The organism is Stenotrophomonas genospecies 5, assembly GCF_054473825.1.
The window spans coordinates 527,210-542,564 of the sequence record NZ_JBTMUW010000001.1; the positions used below are offsets into that span (position 1 = coordinate 527,210).

General features: G+C 67.2%; 18 protein-coding genes. 11 read left to right on the forward strand and 7 right to left on the reverse strand.

Translation table 11 applies throughout. The features are described from left to right. Window positions 1-6 precede the first annotated feature (6 nt). Genes pgl through zwf form a run of 3 tightly spaced genes read right to left on the reverse strand, consistent with a single transcriptional unit; the run spans window position 7 to window position 3,166 of the window. A complete protein-coding gene (pgl, locus tag ACX9OW_RS02600; RefSeq protein ID WP_053517289.1) occupies window positions 7-729 on the reverse strand; it encodes a 6-phosphogluconolactonase in 723 nt (240 codons plus the stop codon). Next, window positions 726-1,733 (reverse strand): glucokinase, encoded by a 1,008-nt coding sequence (glk, locus tag ACX9OW_RS02605; RefSeq protein WP_053517290.1) that lies wholly within the window; start codon window positions 1,731-1,733, stop codon window positions 726-728. The genes pgl and glk overlap by 4 nt, the downstream gene beginning before the upstream one ends. Next, window positions 1,730-3,166 (reverse strand): glucose-6-phosphate dehydrogenase, encoded by a 1,437-nt coding sequence (zwf, locus tag ACX9OW_RS02610; RefSeq protein ID WP_065174952.1) that lies wholly within the window; start codon window positions 3,164-3,166, stop codon window positions 1,730-1,732. Before zwf ends, glk begins: the two co-directional genes overlap by 4 nt. 354 nt (window positions 3,167-3,520) lie before the next feature. Between zwf and ACX9OW_RS02615 the strand changes: the two genes are divergently transcribed. Continuing rightward, window positions 3,521-4,603 carry an ABC transporter ATP-binding protein gene (locus ACX9OW_RS02615; protein ID WP_065174953.1) on the forward strand — a complete coding sequence of 361 codons (1,083 nt, stop codon included), beginning with the start codon at window positions 3,521-3,523 and terminating at the stop codon, window positions 4,601-4,603. A 69-nt stretch (window positions 4,604-4,672) separates the two neighbouring features. On the opposite strand, the gene ygfZ is transcribed toward ACX9OW_RS02615, so the two are convergent. Further along, window positions 4,673-5,545, reverse strand: a complete 873-nt coding sequence (gene ygfZ, locus ACX9OW_RS02620) for a CAF17-like 4Fe-4S cluster assembly/insertion protein YgfZ (RefSeq protein ID WP_128989064.1) — start codon at window positions 5,543-5,545, stop codon at window positions 4,673-4,675. Window positions 5,546-5,584: 39 nt separating this feature from the next. Here ygfZ and ACX9OW_RS02625 point away from each other — a divergent pair, with 39 nt between their 5' ends. From ACX9OW_RS02625 to ACX9OW_RS02670, 10 genes are all read left to right on the forward strand, one after another. Beyond that, window positions 5,585-5,755: a DUF1674 domain-containing protein gene (locus ACX9OW_RS02625; RefSeq protein WP_074901279.1), complete on the forward strand. Its 171-nt coding sequence runs from the start codon at window positions 5,585-5,587 to the stop codon at window positions 5,753-5,755. Window positions 5,756-5,811: 56 nt separating this feature from the next. Then, on the forward strand, window positions 5,812-6,204 hold the full coding sequence (gene sdhC, locus ACX9OW_RS02630; protein WP_004153151.1) for a succinate dehydrogenase, cytochrome b556 subunit: 393 nt from the start codon (window positions 5,812-5,814) through the stop codon (window positions 6,202-6,204). Further along, window positions 6,201-6,587: a succinate dehydrogenase, hydrophobic membrane anchor protein gene (sdhD, locus tag ACX9OW_RS02635; RefSeq protein WP_053517295.1), complete on the forward strand. Its 387-nt coding sequence runs from the start codon at window positions 6,201-6,203 to the stop codon at window positions 6,585-6,587. The genes sdhC and sdhD overlap by 4 nt, the downstream gene beginning before the upstream one ends. A gap of 31 nt (window positions 6,588-6,618) precedes the next feature. Next, a complete protein-coding gene (gene sdhA / locus ACX9OW_RS02640) occupies window positions 6,619-8,409 on the forward strand; it encodes a succinate dehydrogenase flavoprotein subunit (RefSeq protein ID WP_053517296.1) in 1,791 nt (596 codons plus the stop codon). 67 nt (window positions 8,410-8,476) lie between these two features. Further along, window positions 8,477-9,262: a succinate dehydrogenase iron-sulfur subunit gene (locus tag ACX9OW_RS02645; protein ID WP_053517298.1), complete on the forward strand. Its 786-nt coding sequence runs from the start codon at window positions 8,477-8,479 to the stop codon at window positions 9,260-9,262. 90 nt (window positions 9,263-9,352) lie between these two features. Further along, window positions 9,353-9,601, forward strand: coding sequence for an FAD assembly factor SdhE (locus tag ACX9OW_RS02650; protein WP_312553291.1), 249 nt, complete (start codon window positions 9,353-9,355; stop codon window positions 9,599-9,601). Further along, window positions 9,552-10,001 (forward strand): hypothetical protein, encoded by a 450-nt coding sequence (locus ACX9OW_RS02655; protein WP_080375252.1) that lies wholly within the window; start codon window positions 9,552-9,554, stop codon window positions 9,999-10,001. Before ACX9OW_RS02650 ends, ACX9OW_RS02655 begins: the two co-directional genes overlap by 50 nt. Before the next feature lie 23 nt (window positions 10,002-10,024). Beyond that, complete coding sequence (locus tag ACX9OW_RS02660; RefSeq protein WP_065174956.1) at window positions 10,025-11,266, forward strand: lipoprotein-releasing ABC transporter permease subunit; 1,242 nt, start codon at window positions 10,025-10,027, stop codon at window positions 11,264-11,266. Continuing rightward, window positions 11,259-12,077 carry an ATP-binding cassette domain-containing protein gene (locus ACX9OW_RS02665; protein ID WP_459061880.1) on the forward strand — a complete coding sequence of 273 codons (819 nt, stop codon included), beginning with the start codon at window positions 11,259-11,261 and terminating at the stop codon, window positions 12,075-12,077. Before ACX9OW_RS02660 ends, ACX9OW_RS02665 begins: the two co-directional genes overlap by 8 nt. A 106-nt stretch (window positions 12,078-12,183) precedes the next feature. Next, window positions 12,184-12,633 carry a DUF6491 family protein gene (locus tag ACX9OW_RS02670; protein ID WP_053517332.1) on the forward strand — a complete coding sequence of 150 codons (450 nt, stop codon included), beginning with the start codon at window positions 12,184-12,186 and terminating at the stop codon, window positions 12,631-12,633. Between the two features lie 18 nt (window positions 12,634-12,651). On the opposite strand, the gene ACX9OW_RS02675 is transcribed toward ACX9OW_RS02670, so the two are convergent. The 3 genes from ACX9OW_RS02675 to ftsY are packed head-to-tail and all read right to left on the reverse strand — an operon-like array spanning window position 12,652 to window position 15,333. Further along, window positions 12,652-12,921, reverse strand: a complete 270-nt coding sequence (locus ACX9OW_RS02675; protein WP_053517303.1) for an oxidative damage protection protein — start codon at window positions 12,919-12,921, stop codon at window positions 12,652-12,654. A gap of 5 nt (window positions 12,922-12,926) precedes the next feature. Next, complete coding sequence (mutY, locus tag ACX9OW_RS02680; protein WP_368866062.1) at window positions 12,927-14,039, reverse strand: A/G-specific adenine glycosylase; 1,113 nt, start codon at window positions 14,037-14,039, stop codon at window positions 12,927-12,929. Further along, window positions 14,032-15,333, reverse strand: coding sequence for a signal recognition particle-docking protein FtsY (ftsY, locus tag ACX9OW_RS02685; RefSeq protein ID WP_459061881.1), 1,302 nt, complete (start codon window positions 15,331-15,333; stop codon window positions 14,032-14,034). The genes mutY and ftsY overlap by 8 nt, the downstream gene beginning before the upstream one ends. Window positions 15,334-15,355 lie beyond the last annotated feature (22 nt).

A 15,355-nucleotide genomic window follows, 5' to 3' on the forward strand; every position in this document is an offset into this window, starting at 1 on the left:
CCGACATCAATCTGCCCAGTGGACGCGCAGGCGCGCGCCTTCCAGGTGGATTGCGTTGAGGATCGGGTACTGCTGGGCATTGTTGCTGTCCAGCGCCTGCCGCAGCACCTGCAGCTTCTGCTTGCCGCGCAGCAGCAGCAGGCGCTGGCGGCACTGGCGCAGGCCGTGCGGGGTCAGCGTGATCCGCAGCGGCCACTGGTTGGCGCCCGGGCAGCCGGTCGCATCCAGTGCGGCATAGGGCAGGGGGCTTTCCAGCGCGCGGGCCAGGTCCTTCGAGCCGGGGAACAACGAGGCCGTGTGGCCATCATTGCCCATGCCGAGCGCGACCAGGCTGGGCGGCTGGCTGTGCTGTGCCTGCAGATTGGCGGTGTACACGCATTCCGGAAGCGGCTTGCCGATGCGCACCAGCGGGTCGAAATGTGCACCTTCGGCGCGCTTGAGCAGGTGCTCGCGTACCAGCCAGGCATTGCTGTCGCGATCCTGCGGCGACAGCCAGCGCTCATCGGCCAGGCTCACTTCCACGCGGTCCCAGTGCACTTCCATTTCTGCCAGCGCCTGGTACACCGGCGCCGGCGTGGTGCCACCGGACAGCAGGATGCGTGCGCGGCCGACTTCGTTGATGTCACGGTTGATGGTCTGTGCCATTTCGGTGGCCACCGCTTCGATCCAGCCATCGGCATCGCCGTGACTGACAAAATCGATGCGGTCGTCCTGGAAGACAGGGCTCATGCGGCAACTCCCGGAGCGTCACGTTCGGCATCGGCTGCATAGGCGGCAGCGCCCAGCAGGCCGGGGCAGGGGTGCATGATCGCCAGCGAAGGCACCCGCGCCATGATCGAGGAAAACCGGCCCTTGTGCTCGAAGCGCTGGCGGAAGCCGGAGTGCTGCAGCGAATCCAGCATTTTGGGCACCAGGCCGCCGGTCAGGAACACGCCATCCCAGGCACCCTGGATCAGCACCAGGTCGCCGGCGATGGCGCCGAACACTGCGCAGAACACATCCACGGTGCGCATCGCCTGCGGATCGCCGAGGGCGGCACGGGCGGTGACGTCGGCCGGCTGCAGATGGCCCGGGTCGACACCGGCCATCTCACAGACCGCACGATGGATGTTGACCAGGCCGGGACCGCAGATGAGACGCTCGTTGGACACGCGGCCGAACTGCTCGGACAGGATCTCCAGGATCCGCACTTCTTCCGGCGTGCCCGGCGGGAAGCTGACGTGACCGCCTTCGGTTTCCAGCGGGTAGCTGCGGCCGTGGCGCACCACCAGGCCACCGACGCCGAGGCCCGTGCCAGGGCCGATCACTCCGTAGTTGCGTGGCTGGCCCGGTGCGGCTGGCGTCCAGTGCGCACCGCCGATCTGCACCACATCCTGCGGTTGCAGCAGGGCGACGGCCATCGCCTGTGCGGCGAAGTCGTTGATCAGGTGCAGCTCGTCGAAGCCGAGCATCGCTGCGGTGCGGCTGCGCGAGATCACCCACGGATGGTTGGTGATGCGTGCCTCGTCGCCATCGACGCGGCCGGCCACGGCAAACACGCCGCGGCGCGCGCTGGCCCCGGCCTGCTCAAGGTAGTGGCGGGCGGCATCGCCCAGCGACGGGAACTCGGCGACTGCGAACTCGCGGATGCTGTCCTTCTGCAGGGGCGCATCCAGCGAAGTGTCGGCCAGTGCGAAGCGGGCATTGGTGCCGCCGATGTCGGCGACCAGAACCGGCTGCGAGCTGCCACTCATGCCGAAGCTCCGGTGTCCGGCGCATCCACGCCCTGTGGCAGGAAGTCGCTGGCATCCGCCGGACCCCACTGGCCAGCAGGGTAAGGCTGGAGCGGCAGGCCGGCTGCCTTCCAGGCATCGGCGACGCTGTCGATCCACGCCCAGGCGGCGCGCACTTCGTCGTCGCGCACGAACAGCGCATGGTTGCCGTTGAAGGCGTCCAGGAAAAGGCGCTCGTAAGCGATGCGGCGGTGCAGTCCCGTCGGCACCGACAGCTCCAGTTCCAGCGGATGCAGTTCCAGCGCGCCCCATTCCGGACCGGCCAGGCTGCTCATCAGGCCCAGCTCGATGTTTTCCTGCGGCTGCAGCTGGAACACCAGGCGATTGGGTGCGGCCTGCGCGCGCTGCGGGCGCTCGAACAGCCAATGGGTGACCGGCTTGAGGGTCACCACCACGCGGGTGGTGCGCTCGGGCAGGCGCTTGCCGGTGACCAGATGGAAGGGAACGCCGGACCAGCGCCAGTTGTCGATGTGCGCGGTGACGCCGGCGAAGGTTTCCACGTCGCTGCCTTCCGGCGGCTGATAGGCCTGTGCCGGCTGGCCGTTGATGGTGCCGGCGGTATAGCGGCCGCGCACGCTGTCGCGGGCGGCATGCTGGGCGTCGAGGGGGCGCAGGGCGCGCAGCACCTTGACCTTCTCGTCGCGGATGCGGTCGGCTTCGAGCGACGCCGGCGGTTCCATCGCCACCAGGCACAGCAGCTGCAGGATATGGCTCTGCACCATGTCACGCAGGGCGCCGGAGCGTGCGTAGTACGCGTCGCGGCCGTCCACGCCTTCGCTCTCTGCGACCAGGATGTGCACCGACTCGATGTAGTTGCGGTTCCACACCGCCTCCAGCAGGGTGTTGCCGAAGCGCAGGGCGATCAGGTTCTGCACCGCAGCCTTGCCCAGATAGTGATCCAGGCGGAACACGCGGTCTTCGTCGATCCACTGGCCGATGGTGCTGATGATTTCCTCGGCACTTTCGCTGTCGCTGCCGATCGGCTTCTCCAGCATCAGCCGGGCCGGTGCGGCGAGGGCGCCCCCCTTGGCCAGGCCTTCGCAGGTGGAGATGTACAGGCCCGGCGGAATGGCCAGGTAGCTCACGCACCGGCGGTCCACCAGGTCTGAGACGGCGGCGGCGACCGAGTCGACATCGCGCAGGTCCACCGAGCGGTAGTCGATGCGGCGCAGCAGCGCGGCGATGTCGTCCTGCGAGGCCATCGGCATGGCCTGCTGCAGGCGCGGACGCAGGATGTCATGGAAGGCCTCGGTGTCATGGCCGGACAGGGCCAGCGCACGGATGCGGAAATCCTCCGGCAGCAGACCATCGCCAAGCAGGCGCAGCAGCGAAGGGAACAGGTAGCGCTGGGCCAGATCACCTGTGGCACCGAACAGGAAGAGGGTGTCGTGCATCGCTCGAGTTTCAGATCCGGGTGACATCGTTGTCAATCGCTTCATGGCTGGGTTCGGGGGACATCCGCGCAACTGCCTGTCCGAGGTTCGCGGAACGCGATCTGCTGGGGATACCGGCAGGCCGTTCCATGCGAAACCACCGCACCGGCGAACGTTCCATTGTCCGCCGACGCAGGTCGGTGCGCACCGACCATCGGATAGTGCCACGTGAAAACGTTTACATGGCAGAATGGGCAACTGTATTCGATTGCAGTGCTCGCCGTCATGCGGCAGTCGCGCAATCATTGCTGCCATCGGGAGGGCCGAGGCAGTCCCAAAAGACAGCCCGGCGTCGGGCAGACCGGATCAGGTGATATGGCAAAAGTGCAGTTGCAGGGTGTGCGCAAGGTCTACGACAACGGCCAGGTTGCGGTGAAGGACGCCACTTTCGAGGTCGCCGATGGCGAACTGATGGTGCTGGTCGGTCCTTCCGGCTGTGGTAAGTCGACCCTGCTGCGGATGGTGGCAGGCCTGGAGGAGATCAGCGGTGGCACGCTGAGCATCGGTGACCGCGTGGTCAACGATGTGGCACCGAAGGATCGCGACATCGCCATGGTGTTCCAGAGTTATGCGCTTTACCCGCACATGACCGTGGCCGAGAACCTGGCGTTCGGCCTGAAGCTGCGTGGCCACGACAAGGCCACCATCGACAGGCGGATTGCCGAAGCGGCGCAGACGCTGGGCTTGACCGAGATGATGGACAAGCTGCCCAAGGCGATGTCAGGTGGCCAGCGCCAGCGTGTTGCGCTGGGGCGTGCGCTGGTGCGCGAACCTGCGGTGTTCCTGCTCGACGAGCCGCTGTCCAATCTCGATGCCAAGCTGCGCCACAGCGTGCGTACCGAGATCGCGCAGCTGCACCGCAAGCTGGGCACGACCATGATCTATGTCACGCACGACCAGGTCGAAGCGATGACGCTGGGCCAGCGCATCGTGGTGCTCAAGGACGGCATCATCCAGCAGATCGATACGCCGATGGCGCTGTATGACCGCCCGGCCAACCTGTTCGTGGCCGGTTTCCTCGGCAGCCCGGCGATGAACGTGCTGCGCGGGACATTGCAGGGCGATGCGGGCGGCGTGACGGTGGTCGAGGGTGAGTGGCGCGCGCCGCTGGGCCAGGCCACGATCGACCCCGCGTGGCTGCAGAAGCCGATCAACGTCGGCGTGCGCCCGGAGCACCTGCAGCCGGCGACGGGAGATGACGCGCATGCGTTCACTGCGCGCATCGAGGGCATCGAGCCGGTCGGCAACGAGATCTTCGTCAACCTCAGCAGCGGCCAGCATGCACTGACCATGCGGGTGGCGCCGCAGGCGCTGCCGGCCGTGGGCGAGGACATCCGCGTTTCGATCCATCCGCAGGGCCTGCACTTCTTCAACGCGGAAACCGGCGAGCGCCTGTAAGACTCGGTGGCGCCGGGCCATGCCCGGCGTCATCGGCAGATCCCCGCCCTGCGTGGATGGGGCGCAGCCTCAGCGCGCCAGGCCATCCAGCAGTGGAATCCGCTGCGCGGGCGCATCGCCGACCTGCAGCGCAGCGTCGCTCGTTTCAAGCGGCAGCACCGCCAGCGCGAGATCGCCGGCCACGCTGGCGATCGTGCCCAGTGCCGCGCCGTCCTGCTGCACGCCGTCACCGGCCTGCGCCGGCGCATGGGTGTGCAGCAGCTGCACCGCGCGCTTGGCCTTGCCGAGGAAGTGGGTGCGGGCGACGATTTCCTGGCCCGGGTAGCAGCCTTTCTTCACGCTGTAGCCGTTCAGACGGTCCAGCCCCAACTGCTGCGGCGTCCACACCTCGCGCTGGCTCTGCTCCAGCCGGGGCAGGCCATACCGCAGGTCAGCCTGGCGCCAGGCCAATGCAAAGGCCGCGTCGTCGTCCGGCCCACCGGCCGGGAAGGTGTCAGCGGCACCGATGCGCAGCGCGCGCGGCAGCGCGTCGCTGCCCAGGTCCAGCTCCCAACCGCCTGCATTGGCGGCGATCGCCGCGCCGGTAGCCGCTTCCGGTGCGGTGAACGCGCCGGCCACGGCCAGATCGTCGCGCAGCTGCACCTTGACCTTGCGGCGGAACACGAAACGCTGCAGTTGCGACGCAGTCGCATCCGCGTCGCCATCGGCGAACACCAGCATCACGTGATCCTCAGCCAGCCGGAGCAGCTGGAACACCGCCAGGGTGCGGCCCTTGGCACTCAGCCAGGCGCTCCACTGCCAGTGCTGCTGGGGCAGAGCGAGGACATCGCTGCTGAACTGGGCATGGGCGAAGGCAGCTGCGTCCACGCCCTGCAGGCTCACCAGCTGGTGGCCCGGAAGGCGTGGATATCCGACGAAAGCAGGGGGCAGGTTGTCAGGCACGTGAACGAGGTCTAAAATTTGTGCGTTGCGAGACCGACCATGATAGGCCAAACAACCCCCACTCCCGACGACGAAACTGAAGCCCCGCTGGTCCCTGCGGCACCCGTGCCCGTGGAACAGGAAAAGGCAGAGGAATTCGGCGGCCGCGGCGGACTCGATCCGGTGCGGTATGGCGATTGGGAGAAAAACGGACGCTGCATCGATTTCTGATCAGCATTGAGCCAACGCGGCCGCGTGCCGCCCAGCCGAGACAACGAGCCCAGCGAATGGCGACCAGACAACGCCCACTTTCCCCGCACCTTCAGGTGTATCGCTGGCAGATTCAGATGGCCACCTCGATCCTGCATCGAGCCACTGGCGTCTTTCTGTCTGTTGGTGCCCTCATCATCGCTGCGGGCCTGCTGGCCCTGATGATGGGGCCCGATTCGTGGAACTGCTTCACCGGCCATGCCGGGGCCTGGTATGGCCGCGTGTTCCTGTTCGCGTGGACATGGTCGTTCGCCTATCACCTGTGCAATGGCATCCGCCATGTGGTGCAGGACTTCGCCATCGGCTTCAGCATCCCCGCCTTCATCCGCAGCAGCTGGCTGTCGGTCATCGGCAGCCTGGTGATCACCCTGCTGGTGTGGGCCTACGTGATGTTTGGAGGTGCCGCGTGAGCAAGTTCCGTACTCCGCTGAAGAACGTGCGTGGCCTGGGTTCGGCCAAGACCGGCACCGAGCACTTCGTGCACCAGCGCCTGACCGCCGCCGCCCTGGTGGTGCTGGGGATCTGGTTCCTGGTCTTCGTGCTGGGCCTGCTGGGTTCCGACTACGCGACCGCCACTGCTGCCATCGCCAAGCCGTGGAACGCGGTGCCGCTGATCGGCCTGCTGATCGCCATGTTCTGGCACGCACAGCTCGGCATGCAGGTCGTGCTGGAAGATTACATCCACGAATCGCTGCTGGCCCTGGTGCTGCAGACCGCGGTGAAGTTCGTCGCCGTGCTCGGCATGATCGTCAGTGTGTTCGCGGTGGGCCGCATCGCCCTCGGCGTTGCCTGAGCCCAGGCACCTACACAGGAATCCAGACTAGATGTCCGCTTACAAGATCACCGAACACAAGTACGACATGGTCGTGGTGGGCGCCGGCGGCGCCGGCCTGCGTGCCACGTTCGGCCTGGCCGCCAAGGGCCTGCAGACCGTGTGCCTGACCAAGGTCTTCCCGACCCGTTCGCACACCGTCGCCGCCCAGGGCGGTATCTCCGCCGCGCTCGGCAACATGGGTGAGGACGACTGGCGTTACCACTTCTTCGACACCATCAAGGGGTCGGACTGGCTGGGCGACCAGGACGCCATCGAATACATGTGCCGTGAGGCCATTCCGGCCATCATCGAGCTCGAGCACTACGGCGTGCCGTTCTCGCGTACCGCCGAAGGCAAGATCTACCAGCGCCCGTTCGGTGGCATGACCACCAAGTACGGCGAAGGCCCGGCGGCGCAGCGCACCTGCGCGGCGGCCGACCGTACCGGCCACGCGATGCTGCATACGCTGTACCAGCAGTCGCTGAAGCACGACGCGCGCTTCATGATCGAGTACTTCGCGCTCGACCTGATCTTCGACGACGAAGGCGTCTGCCGCGGTGTGCTGGCCCTGGACATGTCCGACGGCACGCTGCACCTGTTCCGCGCCCAGGGCGTGGTACTGGCCACCGGCGGTTACGGCCGAGCCTATTTCAGCGCAACTTCCGCGCATACCTGCACCGGCGACGGTGGCGGCCTGGCCATGCGTGCCGGCATCGCCATGCAGGACATGGAGTTCGTGCAGTTCCACCCGACCGGCATCTACGGCGCCGGCTGCCTGATCACCGAGGGTGTCCGCGGTGAAGGTGGCATCCTGCGCAACAGCAGCGGCGAGCGCTTCATGGAGCGCTATGCACCGCATTACAAGGATCTGGCATCGCGCGACGTGGTCAGCCGTTCGATGACCATCGAGATCCGCGAAGGCCGCGGTGTCGGCGAGCACAAGGATCACATCCTGCTCGACCTGACCCACCTGGGCCCGGGCGTGATCGATGACAAGCTGCCGGGCATCGCCGAGAGCGCCCGCATCTTCGCCGGCGTCGACGTGCACAAGCAGCCGATCCCGGTCATCCCGACCGTGCACTACAACATGGGTGGCATCCCGACCAACTACCACGGTGAAGTGGTGCGCAAGGTCGGCGACAACCCCGATGCCGTGGTGCCGGGCCTGTACGCCATCGGCGAAGCCGCCTGCGTGTCCGTGCACGGCGCCAACCGCCTGGGCTCCAACTCGCTGCTGGATCTGGTGGTGTTCGGCCGCGCGGTGGCCAACCGCTGTGCCGAGACCATCAAGCCGGGCGCGGCGCACAAGCCGCTGCCGGCCGATGCCTGCGACAAGGCGCTGGGCCTGCTGGACAAGCTGCGCCACGCCAACGGCGATACCCCGACCTCGGTCATCCGCGACCGCATGCAGCGCACCATGCAGGCCGACGCGGCCGTCTTCCGCACCAGCCAGACGCTGAAGGAAGGCTGCGAGAAGATGGACAAGATCTTCGATTCGTTCCAGGACGTGAAGGTCTCGGACCGTTCGCTGGTGTGGAACTCGGACCTGATCGAGACCTACGAGCTGAACAACCTGCTGCTCAACGCGGTGGCGACGATCAACTCGGCCGAACAGCGCAAGGAAAGCCGCGGCGCGCATGCGCACGAGGACTTCCCGGACCGCGACGACGTCAACTGGCAGAAGCACACCCTGGTCAGCGTCGACGAGAAGGGCAAGTGCAGCTTCGACTACCGTCCGGTGCACATGTACACGTTGACCGATGACGTGTCCGTGGTGCCGCCGAAGCCGCGCGTGTACTGATCCGACCCCGCCTACCATGCAATCCGCGCCTTGAGGGCGCGGGCCGCCTGAGCCAACGAGAGCAGCCATGGCCGAGTTTTCACTCCCCAAGAATTCCAAGATCACGAAGGGCCAGCACTTCCCCGTCAAGAACGGCGGCAAGAACGTGCGTACCTTCAAGATCTACCGCTGGAGTCCGGATGACGACAGCAATCCGCGCACCGATACCTATGAGGTCGATCTGGACGCCTGCGGCCCGATGGTCCTGGACGCGCTGATCAAGATCAAGAACGAGATCGACCCGACCCTGACCTTCCGTCGCTCCTGCCGCGAAGGCATCTGCGGTTCGTGCGCGATGAACATCGACGGCACCAACACGCTGGCCTGCACCCGCGCCATCGCGGACTGCGGCAAGAAGGAAGTGCCGATCTACCCGCTGCCGCACATGAACGTGGTCAAGGATCTGGTTCCGGACCTGACCCACTTCTACGCGCAGTACGCCTCGATCAAGCCGTGGATCCGCACGCAGACCCCGGCGCCGCCGGATCGCGAGCGCCTGCAGTCGCCGGAAGACCGCAAGAAGCTCGATGGCCTGTACGAGTGCATCCTGTGCGCCTGCTGCTCGACCAGCTGCCCGAGCTACTGGTGGAACGGCGAGCGTTACCTGGGGCCGGCGATCCTGCTGCAGGCCTACCGCTGGATCATCGACTCGCGCGATGAGGACACCGGTGCGCGCCTGGACGATCTGGAAGATCCGTTCAAGCTGTACCGCTGCCACACCATCATGAACTGCGCCCGCACCTGCCCGAAGGGCCTGAACCCGGCGCTGGCGATTGCGGAGATCAAGAAGCTCATGATGGAGCGTCGCGCCTGATCCATCCCGCATGCGGCCGCATCGACGGCGGCCGCACGCACCCCAGCCGAGCCACGCCATGCGTGGCTTCGCTGTATCTGGAGGCCTGCAATGGATGAAGAAACCCTGCTGAAGAAGCTGCGCTGGCGCTGCCGGCGTGGCATGCGCGAGCTGGACCAGCTGTTCGAGCGTTATCTCGACCGCGAATGGAGCACTGCGCCGACCGAAGAGCGCGAGGTTTTCCTGTTCCTGCTCGACTGTGAGGACGATAAATTGTGGCGCTGGTTCATGGGCTACGAGGTCTGCCCGCATGCGCACGCCATCCCGCTCATGGACCGGATCCGCGCCCTCAAGCCTTGAGTGGCGCCCTTCACGGCTGCAGGCGGGTGCCCATCTGGCGGTACTGCTCGCCGCCCCCTGGCTGCTGCGCGCTTCGGATCTGCCCCGAGACGCCCTGGTTCCCGTCGTACTGCTGGTCTGGGCGCTGGGCCTGGCCGAGCTCTTCTGGCGCCTGCGCCGGCCGAAGGTGAGGGTGTGCCTGCCGGCGTTGCCCGCTCCGCTGCAGGTGGCGGGGCAGGCGCTGGACGCTCCACAGCTGGTGATCCGCGGCCCGTGGCTGTTGCTGCATGGGCGCCAGGGGCGGCGGCAGCGGCGCCTGCTGTTCTGGCCGGATGTGCTCGATGCCGGGCAGCGACGTGAACTGCGACTGGCCGTCGCCGCACGCGCCGTTTCCCGTCGAGCCCGGTCGATGGCACCATAGGCTGAATCGTCCGGCGTGCCTGCATGTTCAAACCCATTCCCGTGGCCATCGGCCTGCGCTACCTGCGCGCCAAACGCCGCAACGGCTTCATCTCCTTCATTTCGATGGCATCGATCCTGGGCATCGCGCTCGGCGTTACGGTGCTGATCACCACCCTGGCGGTGATGAGCGGCTTCCAGAAGGAAATCCGCAGCCGCCTGCTGCAGATGACGGCGCACACCACCATCAGTCGCGACGGCGAGCCCATGCCGGACTGGATGCGCGTGGTGGACGTGGCCAACAAGGACCCGCGCGTGGCAGGCGCCGCACCCTATATCGAGATCCAGTCGATGATCAGCGGCCCGCGCGTGCAGGGTGCGATCATCCAGGGCATCGATCCGGCGCTGGAGCCGAAGGTGTCGGTGATCGACCAGAAGGTGGTCAAGGGCAGCTACGACAGCCTGAAGCCCGGCAGTTTCAATCTGCTGCTGGGCAAGGAACTGGCGATCTGGCTGGGCGTCGATGTCGGCGACCAGGTGCTGGTGACCTTCGCCGAAGTGCAGGGCACACCTGCAGGCGCCGTTCCGCGGATGAAACGCTTCACCGTCAGCGGTATTTTCGAGGCCGGCTACAACGAGGTCGACCGCGGCGTCGGCTTCGCCAACATGAAGGATCTCGAGCGCGTACTGCGCGCCGATGGCGCGACCGGCGTGCGCCTGAAGCTGCACGACATGGACCGCTCGCTGGAAGTCGGCGTGGACCTTGCGCAGAATCTCGGCGGCGCCTATCGCGTGAGTGACTGGACCCAGCAGAACGCCAATCTCTACCACTCGCTGCGCATGGAGAAAGTGGTGATGGGCATCCTGCTGTCGCTGATCATCGCCATGGGCGCGTTCAATCTGGTGTCCTCGCAGGTGATGCTGGTCACCGACAAGCAGGCGGACATCGCCATCCTGCGCACGCTTGGCCTGACCCCGGCCGGGGTGATGCAGGTGTTCATGGTGCAGGGCTCGTTGATCGGCATCTTCGGCACGCTGGCCGGACTGATCGGCGGCATCACCCTGACCTTCAACCTGGAACGCATCCTCGGTGCCATCGAGCGCGTGTTCAACGTCAAGCTGCTGCCGGAAGACGTGTACTACATCACCGGCCTGCCGACGGACATGCAGACCGGCGACGTGGTGGTGATCACCGTGGTCGCACTGCTGATGAGCTTCCTGGCCACCCTGTATCCCGCCTGGCGGGCGGCACGCACCCAGCCGGCGGAGGCCCTGCGCTATGAATGAAGCCTTTGACCGCGGCCAGGAGGTGATCCGCGCCGAGCACCTCGGCAAGATCTATGCCGAAGGGCGCATGCAGACCCCGGTATTCGACGGCCTGAACCTGACCGTCACCGCGGGTGAAACCGTGGCCATCATCGGCGCGTCCGGTGCAGGCAAGAGCACGCTGCTGCACCTGCTGGGGGGACTGGACGTACCCAGTGCCGGCGAGGTGTACGTGGCCGGTCAACGCATGTCGGCGCTGTCGGATACCGCGCGTGGCCTGCTGCGCAACCAGGCGCTGGGCTTTGTCTACCAGTTCCATCACCTGCTGCCGGAATTCACTGCGCTGGAAAACGTGATGATGCCGCTGCTGCTGTCCCGCTCGCATTCGCCGATGTCACAGCGGGCGATGTTCGCCGGCCTGGGCGTGGTGGGGACGGCGCTGGCCAGCATCGTCAACGGGGCCACCGCCTTCGTCCGTGGTCGTCCTGAAGTGGAGGAGGCGGCCGCGCGCGCAACCTTGCTGCTGGAGTCGGTCGGGCTGGGCCATCGCCTGGACCACAAACCGGGTGAGCTTTCCGGTGGCGAGCGCCAGCGTGCGGCGGTGGCGCGCGCGCTGGTGAATCATCCGGCCTGCGTGCTGGGCGACGAGCCGACCGGAAACCTGGACGATCGCACGGCCGGCACCGTGTTCGACCTGATGCTCGAACTCAATCGTGCCCGCCATACCAGCCTGGTGCTGGTCACCCACGACCGCGGTCTGGCGCGGCGCCTGGACCGGGTGCTGGAACTGCGCGAAGGGCGCCTGCACGAGCTGGCCCACGCCGGCGTCTGAGCGGCCGGCAACGTGCACCTCCCGGCGCCTGAACGGTGGCGCCGGGATTCTCGCCGCCCATACCCGGGCAGGCGCATGATGGCCCCGGTTCCCCGTGGAGATCGACATGAAGACCCCGCTTGTGATCGCAGGGCTCTGCCTTGCCCTGGCCGCGTGTGCGACCACCGGCCGCCTGAGCAGTGCCGAGCGGCTGGACCTGTACCGGGCGCACGCCGGCGCACCGCAGAATGACATGCAGTTCTTCGGCAGCCTCAACGGCTGGACCGAACTGGGCGACAGTGCACTGGCGGTATGGACCCGGCCCAGCGAGGCCTACCTGCTGGAATTGAACGGCCCCTGCCAGGATCTGTCGTTTGCGACCGCCATTGGCCTGACCAGCCGCATGAACCGCGTGTCGGCCCGCTTCGACAAGGTGCTGGTCCGGGACCCGACCGGAGGCCCGCGCCTGCCGTGCTTCATCAGCAGCATCCGCAAGCTTGACGTGAAGGCGCTGCGTGCTTCGGAACAGGAGCTGCGGCAGGCGCAGGTGCAGGAGCGCGAGGAGCCGGCGAACTAGGCCGGCGCCATCTCCGGATCAGGCTTCCGGGACGAAGCCGGCGGGCTTCTCCGCGTCCTTCTCGAACAGGAACTTGACCAGTTCCCCTTCCAGGAACGCGCGATGCTTCGGGTCGCGCGGTGACAGGCGGTTCTCGTTGATCAGCATGGTCTGGTGCGCCAGCCATGCCGCCCAGGCCTGTTTGCCGATGTGGTTGAAGATGCGCTGGCCCAGTTCGCCCGGATAGGGCACGAAGTCCAGGCCCTCGGCATCGCGTTGTTCGTACTGGCAGAAGACGGTTCGGGGCATGGCACTCACTCGTGGTTGCGGGGTTTCTTGGATCTGCGTCGTGGCGGTTTGATCGCAGTGCCATCGAGCAGCTTGCGGATGGGAGCCGGCAAGCCCAGCGCCGGCAGTTCGTCGGCGGTGACCCAGCGCAGCGAGGATTCTTCCACGCGCAGGCCGCGTACCTGTCGCGACAGGATCTGCAGGTGCAGCCTGTAGTGGCTGAAGGTGTGCTGCAGCACCGGCAGCTCGTCGGCATCTTCCAGCGAGCCGTCCACGTGTGCATCGAACCAGTCCTGCAGCGCTTCACCGGCGTCGGCCTGCGGCAGGGTCCACAGTTGCGCCCAGATGCCGGTCTCCGGTCGCTTCTGCAGCAGCACGCGCTGCTGGGCATCGCGCAGCAGCAGGGCCACGGCTTCGCGTTCGGGCAGGGCCTTGCCGGGCTTCGGCGTGGGCAGCTCGGCGGTCCGGCCTTCGCGGCGCGCCACGCAGTCCTGCTGCTGCGGGCAGATCACGCAGGCGGGCCTGGCGCGGCTGCACACGGTGGCACCGAGGTCCATCTGCGCCTGCGTGTAGTCGGCCATCCGGCCATCCGGCACCTGGGCCGCGTGCGCTTCGGCGATGGCCCACAACTGCCTTTCGATGGCTGGCAGGCCGGGGAAGCCTTCGATGCCGTGATACCGGCTGAGCACGCGCTTGACGTTGCCGTCGAGGATCGGAAACCGGTCGTTCCAGGCCTGGCTGAGGATCGCGCCTGCGGTGCTGCGGCCGATGCCGGGCAGCGCATGCAGCGCGTCGAAATCACGCGGCAGTTCGCCGTCATGCAGTTCCACGCAGCGCTGGGCCGCCGCATGCAGGTTGCGCGCACGGGCGTAGTAGCCCAGCCCGGCCCACTGCGCCATCACTGCATCGTTGCTGGCCGCGGCCAGCGCGGGCAGGGTCGGGAAATGCTGCAGGAACCGCTGGAAGTAGGGGATGACCGTGGCCACCTGGGTCTGCTGCAGCATGATCTCCGACAACCAGACCCTATAGGGGCTGCGCGGATGCTGCCAGGGCAGGTCGTGGCGGCCGTGGTCGTCGAACCAGTGCAGCAGGCGGGCGACGAACGGGTCGCCCGCGGGCACGACGGTGGCCTCAGGCACTGCCAAGCGCTTCGGGCAGCAGCGCGTCGACGAAGGCTTCCGGATCGAATTCACGCAGATCTTCCGGGCGTTCACCGATGCCGGCGAAACGGATCGGAATGCCGAACTCGCGGGCCAGTGCGAACACCACGCCGCCCTTTGCGGTGCCGTCCAGCTTGGTCACCACCAGGCCGGTCACGTTCACCGCGGCGTTGAACTGGCGCAGCTGCGACAGCGCGTTCTGGCCGGTGGTGCCGTCGATCACCATCAGCACCTCGTGCGGCGCAGCGGGATCGATCTTGCCGAGCACACGACGGATCTTGCCCAGCTCGTTCATCAGGCCGGACTGGGTATGCAGGCGGCCGGCGGTATCGGCAATCAGCACCGACGTGCCGCGCGCCTTGCCGGCCTGCAGCGCGTCGTAGGCCACCGAGGCGGCGTCGGCGTTCTGGCCCTGGGCCACCACGGCCACGCCGTTGCGCTCGCCCCAGGCCTGCAGCTGGGCCACGGCAGCGGCACGGAAGGTATCGCCGGCGGCCAGCATCAGGCTGTGCCCGTCGTCCTTGAAGCGCTTGGCCAGCTTGCCGATGGTGGTGGTCTTGCCGACACCGTTGACGCCAACGGTCAGCACCACGAAGGGCCTGGCGTTGCGATCGATCACCAGTGGCCTGGCGACCGGCTGCAGGATCGCGATCAGGTCGGCACGCAGTGCGCCCAGCAGTGCGTTGGCATCGGCGAACTCACGTGCCTTCATGCGTCTGCGCAGGCCTTCGACCAGCTCGGTGGTCGCACCGACGCCGACATCGGCGGTGATCAGCGCGGTTTCCAGTTCGTCCAGCAGGTCATCGTCGAGCTTGGGATTGCGCGAGAACAGGCCGCCAAAGCTGCGCGCGATGACGCTGTTGCGCAGGCGTTCGCGCCAGCCGGACTTGCCGGCGGGGGCCGGGGCGGCATCCACCAGCACCGGCAGGTCGGCGGCCGGTGCGGAGGGCTGCTGTGCGGGGATCACCGGAGCCAGCGGGGCGAGCACGGCTGCGGCGGCACGTGCCTCGGCCTCGAAGTCTTCCGGTGCCAGGACGCGTTCGGTCGCTGCCGGCGGCGGCGGGGACGCCGGGGCAGCGGCGGGCGGCGCCGGGACGGGCACCGCCTCAGCCGGAGCCACGGCTGGCGGGGCGTCGGCTACGACCGTGGTGTCCTCGACGGGCGCGGCCGACGGGAATGCCGCCGCCAGCTCTTCAGCCGAGTAGTGCTGGGTCTTGGGCGCGTCCGGTGTGGCGGCGTCCTGGGGCTTCTTGCGGCGGAAAAAACTGAGCATTGGCAAAAGGCGCTGAAATCAG

Bases quoted from the DNA above. Each gene is read 5' to 3' on its own strand.
- ACX9OW_RS02665 (WP_459061880.1), top strand. From the start codon at position 11,259: ATGAATGAAGCCTTTGACCGCGGCCAGGAGGTGATCCGCGCCGAGCAC.
- ACX9OW_RS02670 (WP_053517332.1), top strand. From the start codon at position 12,184: ATGAAGACCCCGCTTGTGATCGCAGGGCTCTGCCTTGCCCTGGCCGCG.
- ACX9OW_RS02615 (WP_065174953.1), top strand. From the start codon at position 3,521: ATGGCAAAAGTGCAGTTGCAGGGTGTGCGCAAGGTCTACGACAACGGC.
- sdhC (WP_004153151.1), top strand. From the start codon at position 5,812: ATGGCGACCAGACAACGCCCACTTTCCCCGCACCTTCAGGTGTATCGC.
- ACX9OW_RS02660 (WP_065174956.1), top strand. From the start codon at position 10,025: ATGTTCAAACCCATTCCCGTGGCCATCGGCCTGCGCTACCTGCGCGCC.
- ACX9OW_RS02675 (WP_053517303.1), bottom strand. From the start codon at position 12,921: ATGCCCCGAACCGTCTTCTGCCAGTACGAACAACGCGATGCCGAGGGC.
- glk (WP_053517290.1), bottom strand. From the start codon at position 1,733: ATGAGTGGCAGCTCGCAGCCGGTTCTGGTCGCCGACATCGGCGGCACC.
- ACX9OW_RS02625 (WP_074901279.1), top strand. From the start codon at position 5,585: ATGATAGGCCAAACAACCCCCACTCCCGACGACGAAACTGAAGCCCCG.
- ACX9OW_RS02650 (WP_312553291.1), top strand. From the start codon at position 9,353: ATGGATGAAGAAACCCTGCTGAAGAAGCTGCGCTGGCGCTGCCGGCGT.
- zwf (WP_065174952.1), bottom strand. From the start codon at position 3,166: ATGCACGACACCCTCTTCCTGTTCGGTGCCACAGGTGATCTGGCCCAG.
- ACX9OW_RS02655 (WP_080375252.1), top strand. From the start codon at position 9,552: ATGCGCACGCCATCCCGCTCATGGACCGGATCCGCGCCCTCAAGCCTT.
- pgl (WP_053517289.1), bottom strand. From the start codon at position 729: ATGAGCCCTGTCTTCCAGGACGACCGCATCGATTTTGTCAGTCACGGC.
- ACX9OW_RS02645 (WP_053517298.1), top strand. From the start codon at position 8,477: ATGGCCGAGTTTTCACTCCCCAAGAATTCCAAGATCACGAAGGGCCAG.
- ftsY (WP_459061881.1), bottom strand. From the start codon at position 15,333: ATGCTCAGTTTTTTCCGCCGCAAGAAGCCCCAGGACGCCGCCACACCG.
- sdhA (WP_053517296.1), top strand. From the start codon at position 6,619: ATGTCCGCTTACAAGATCACCGAACACAAGTACGACATGGTCGTGGTG.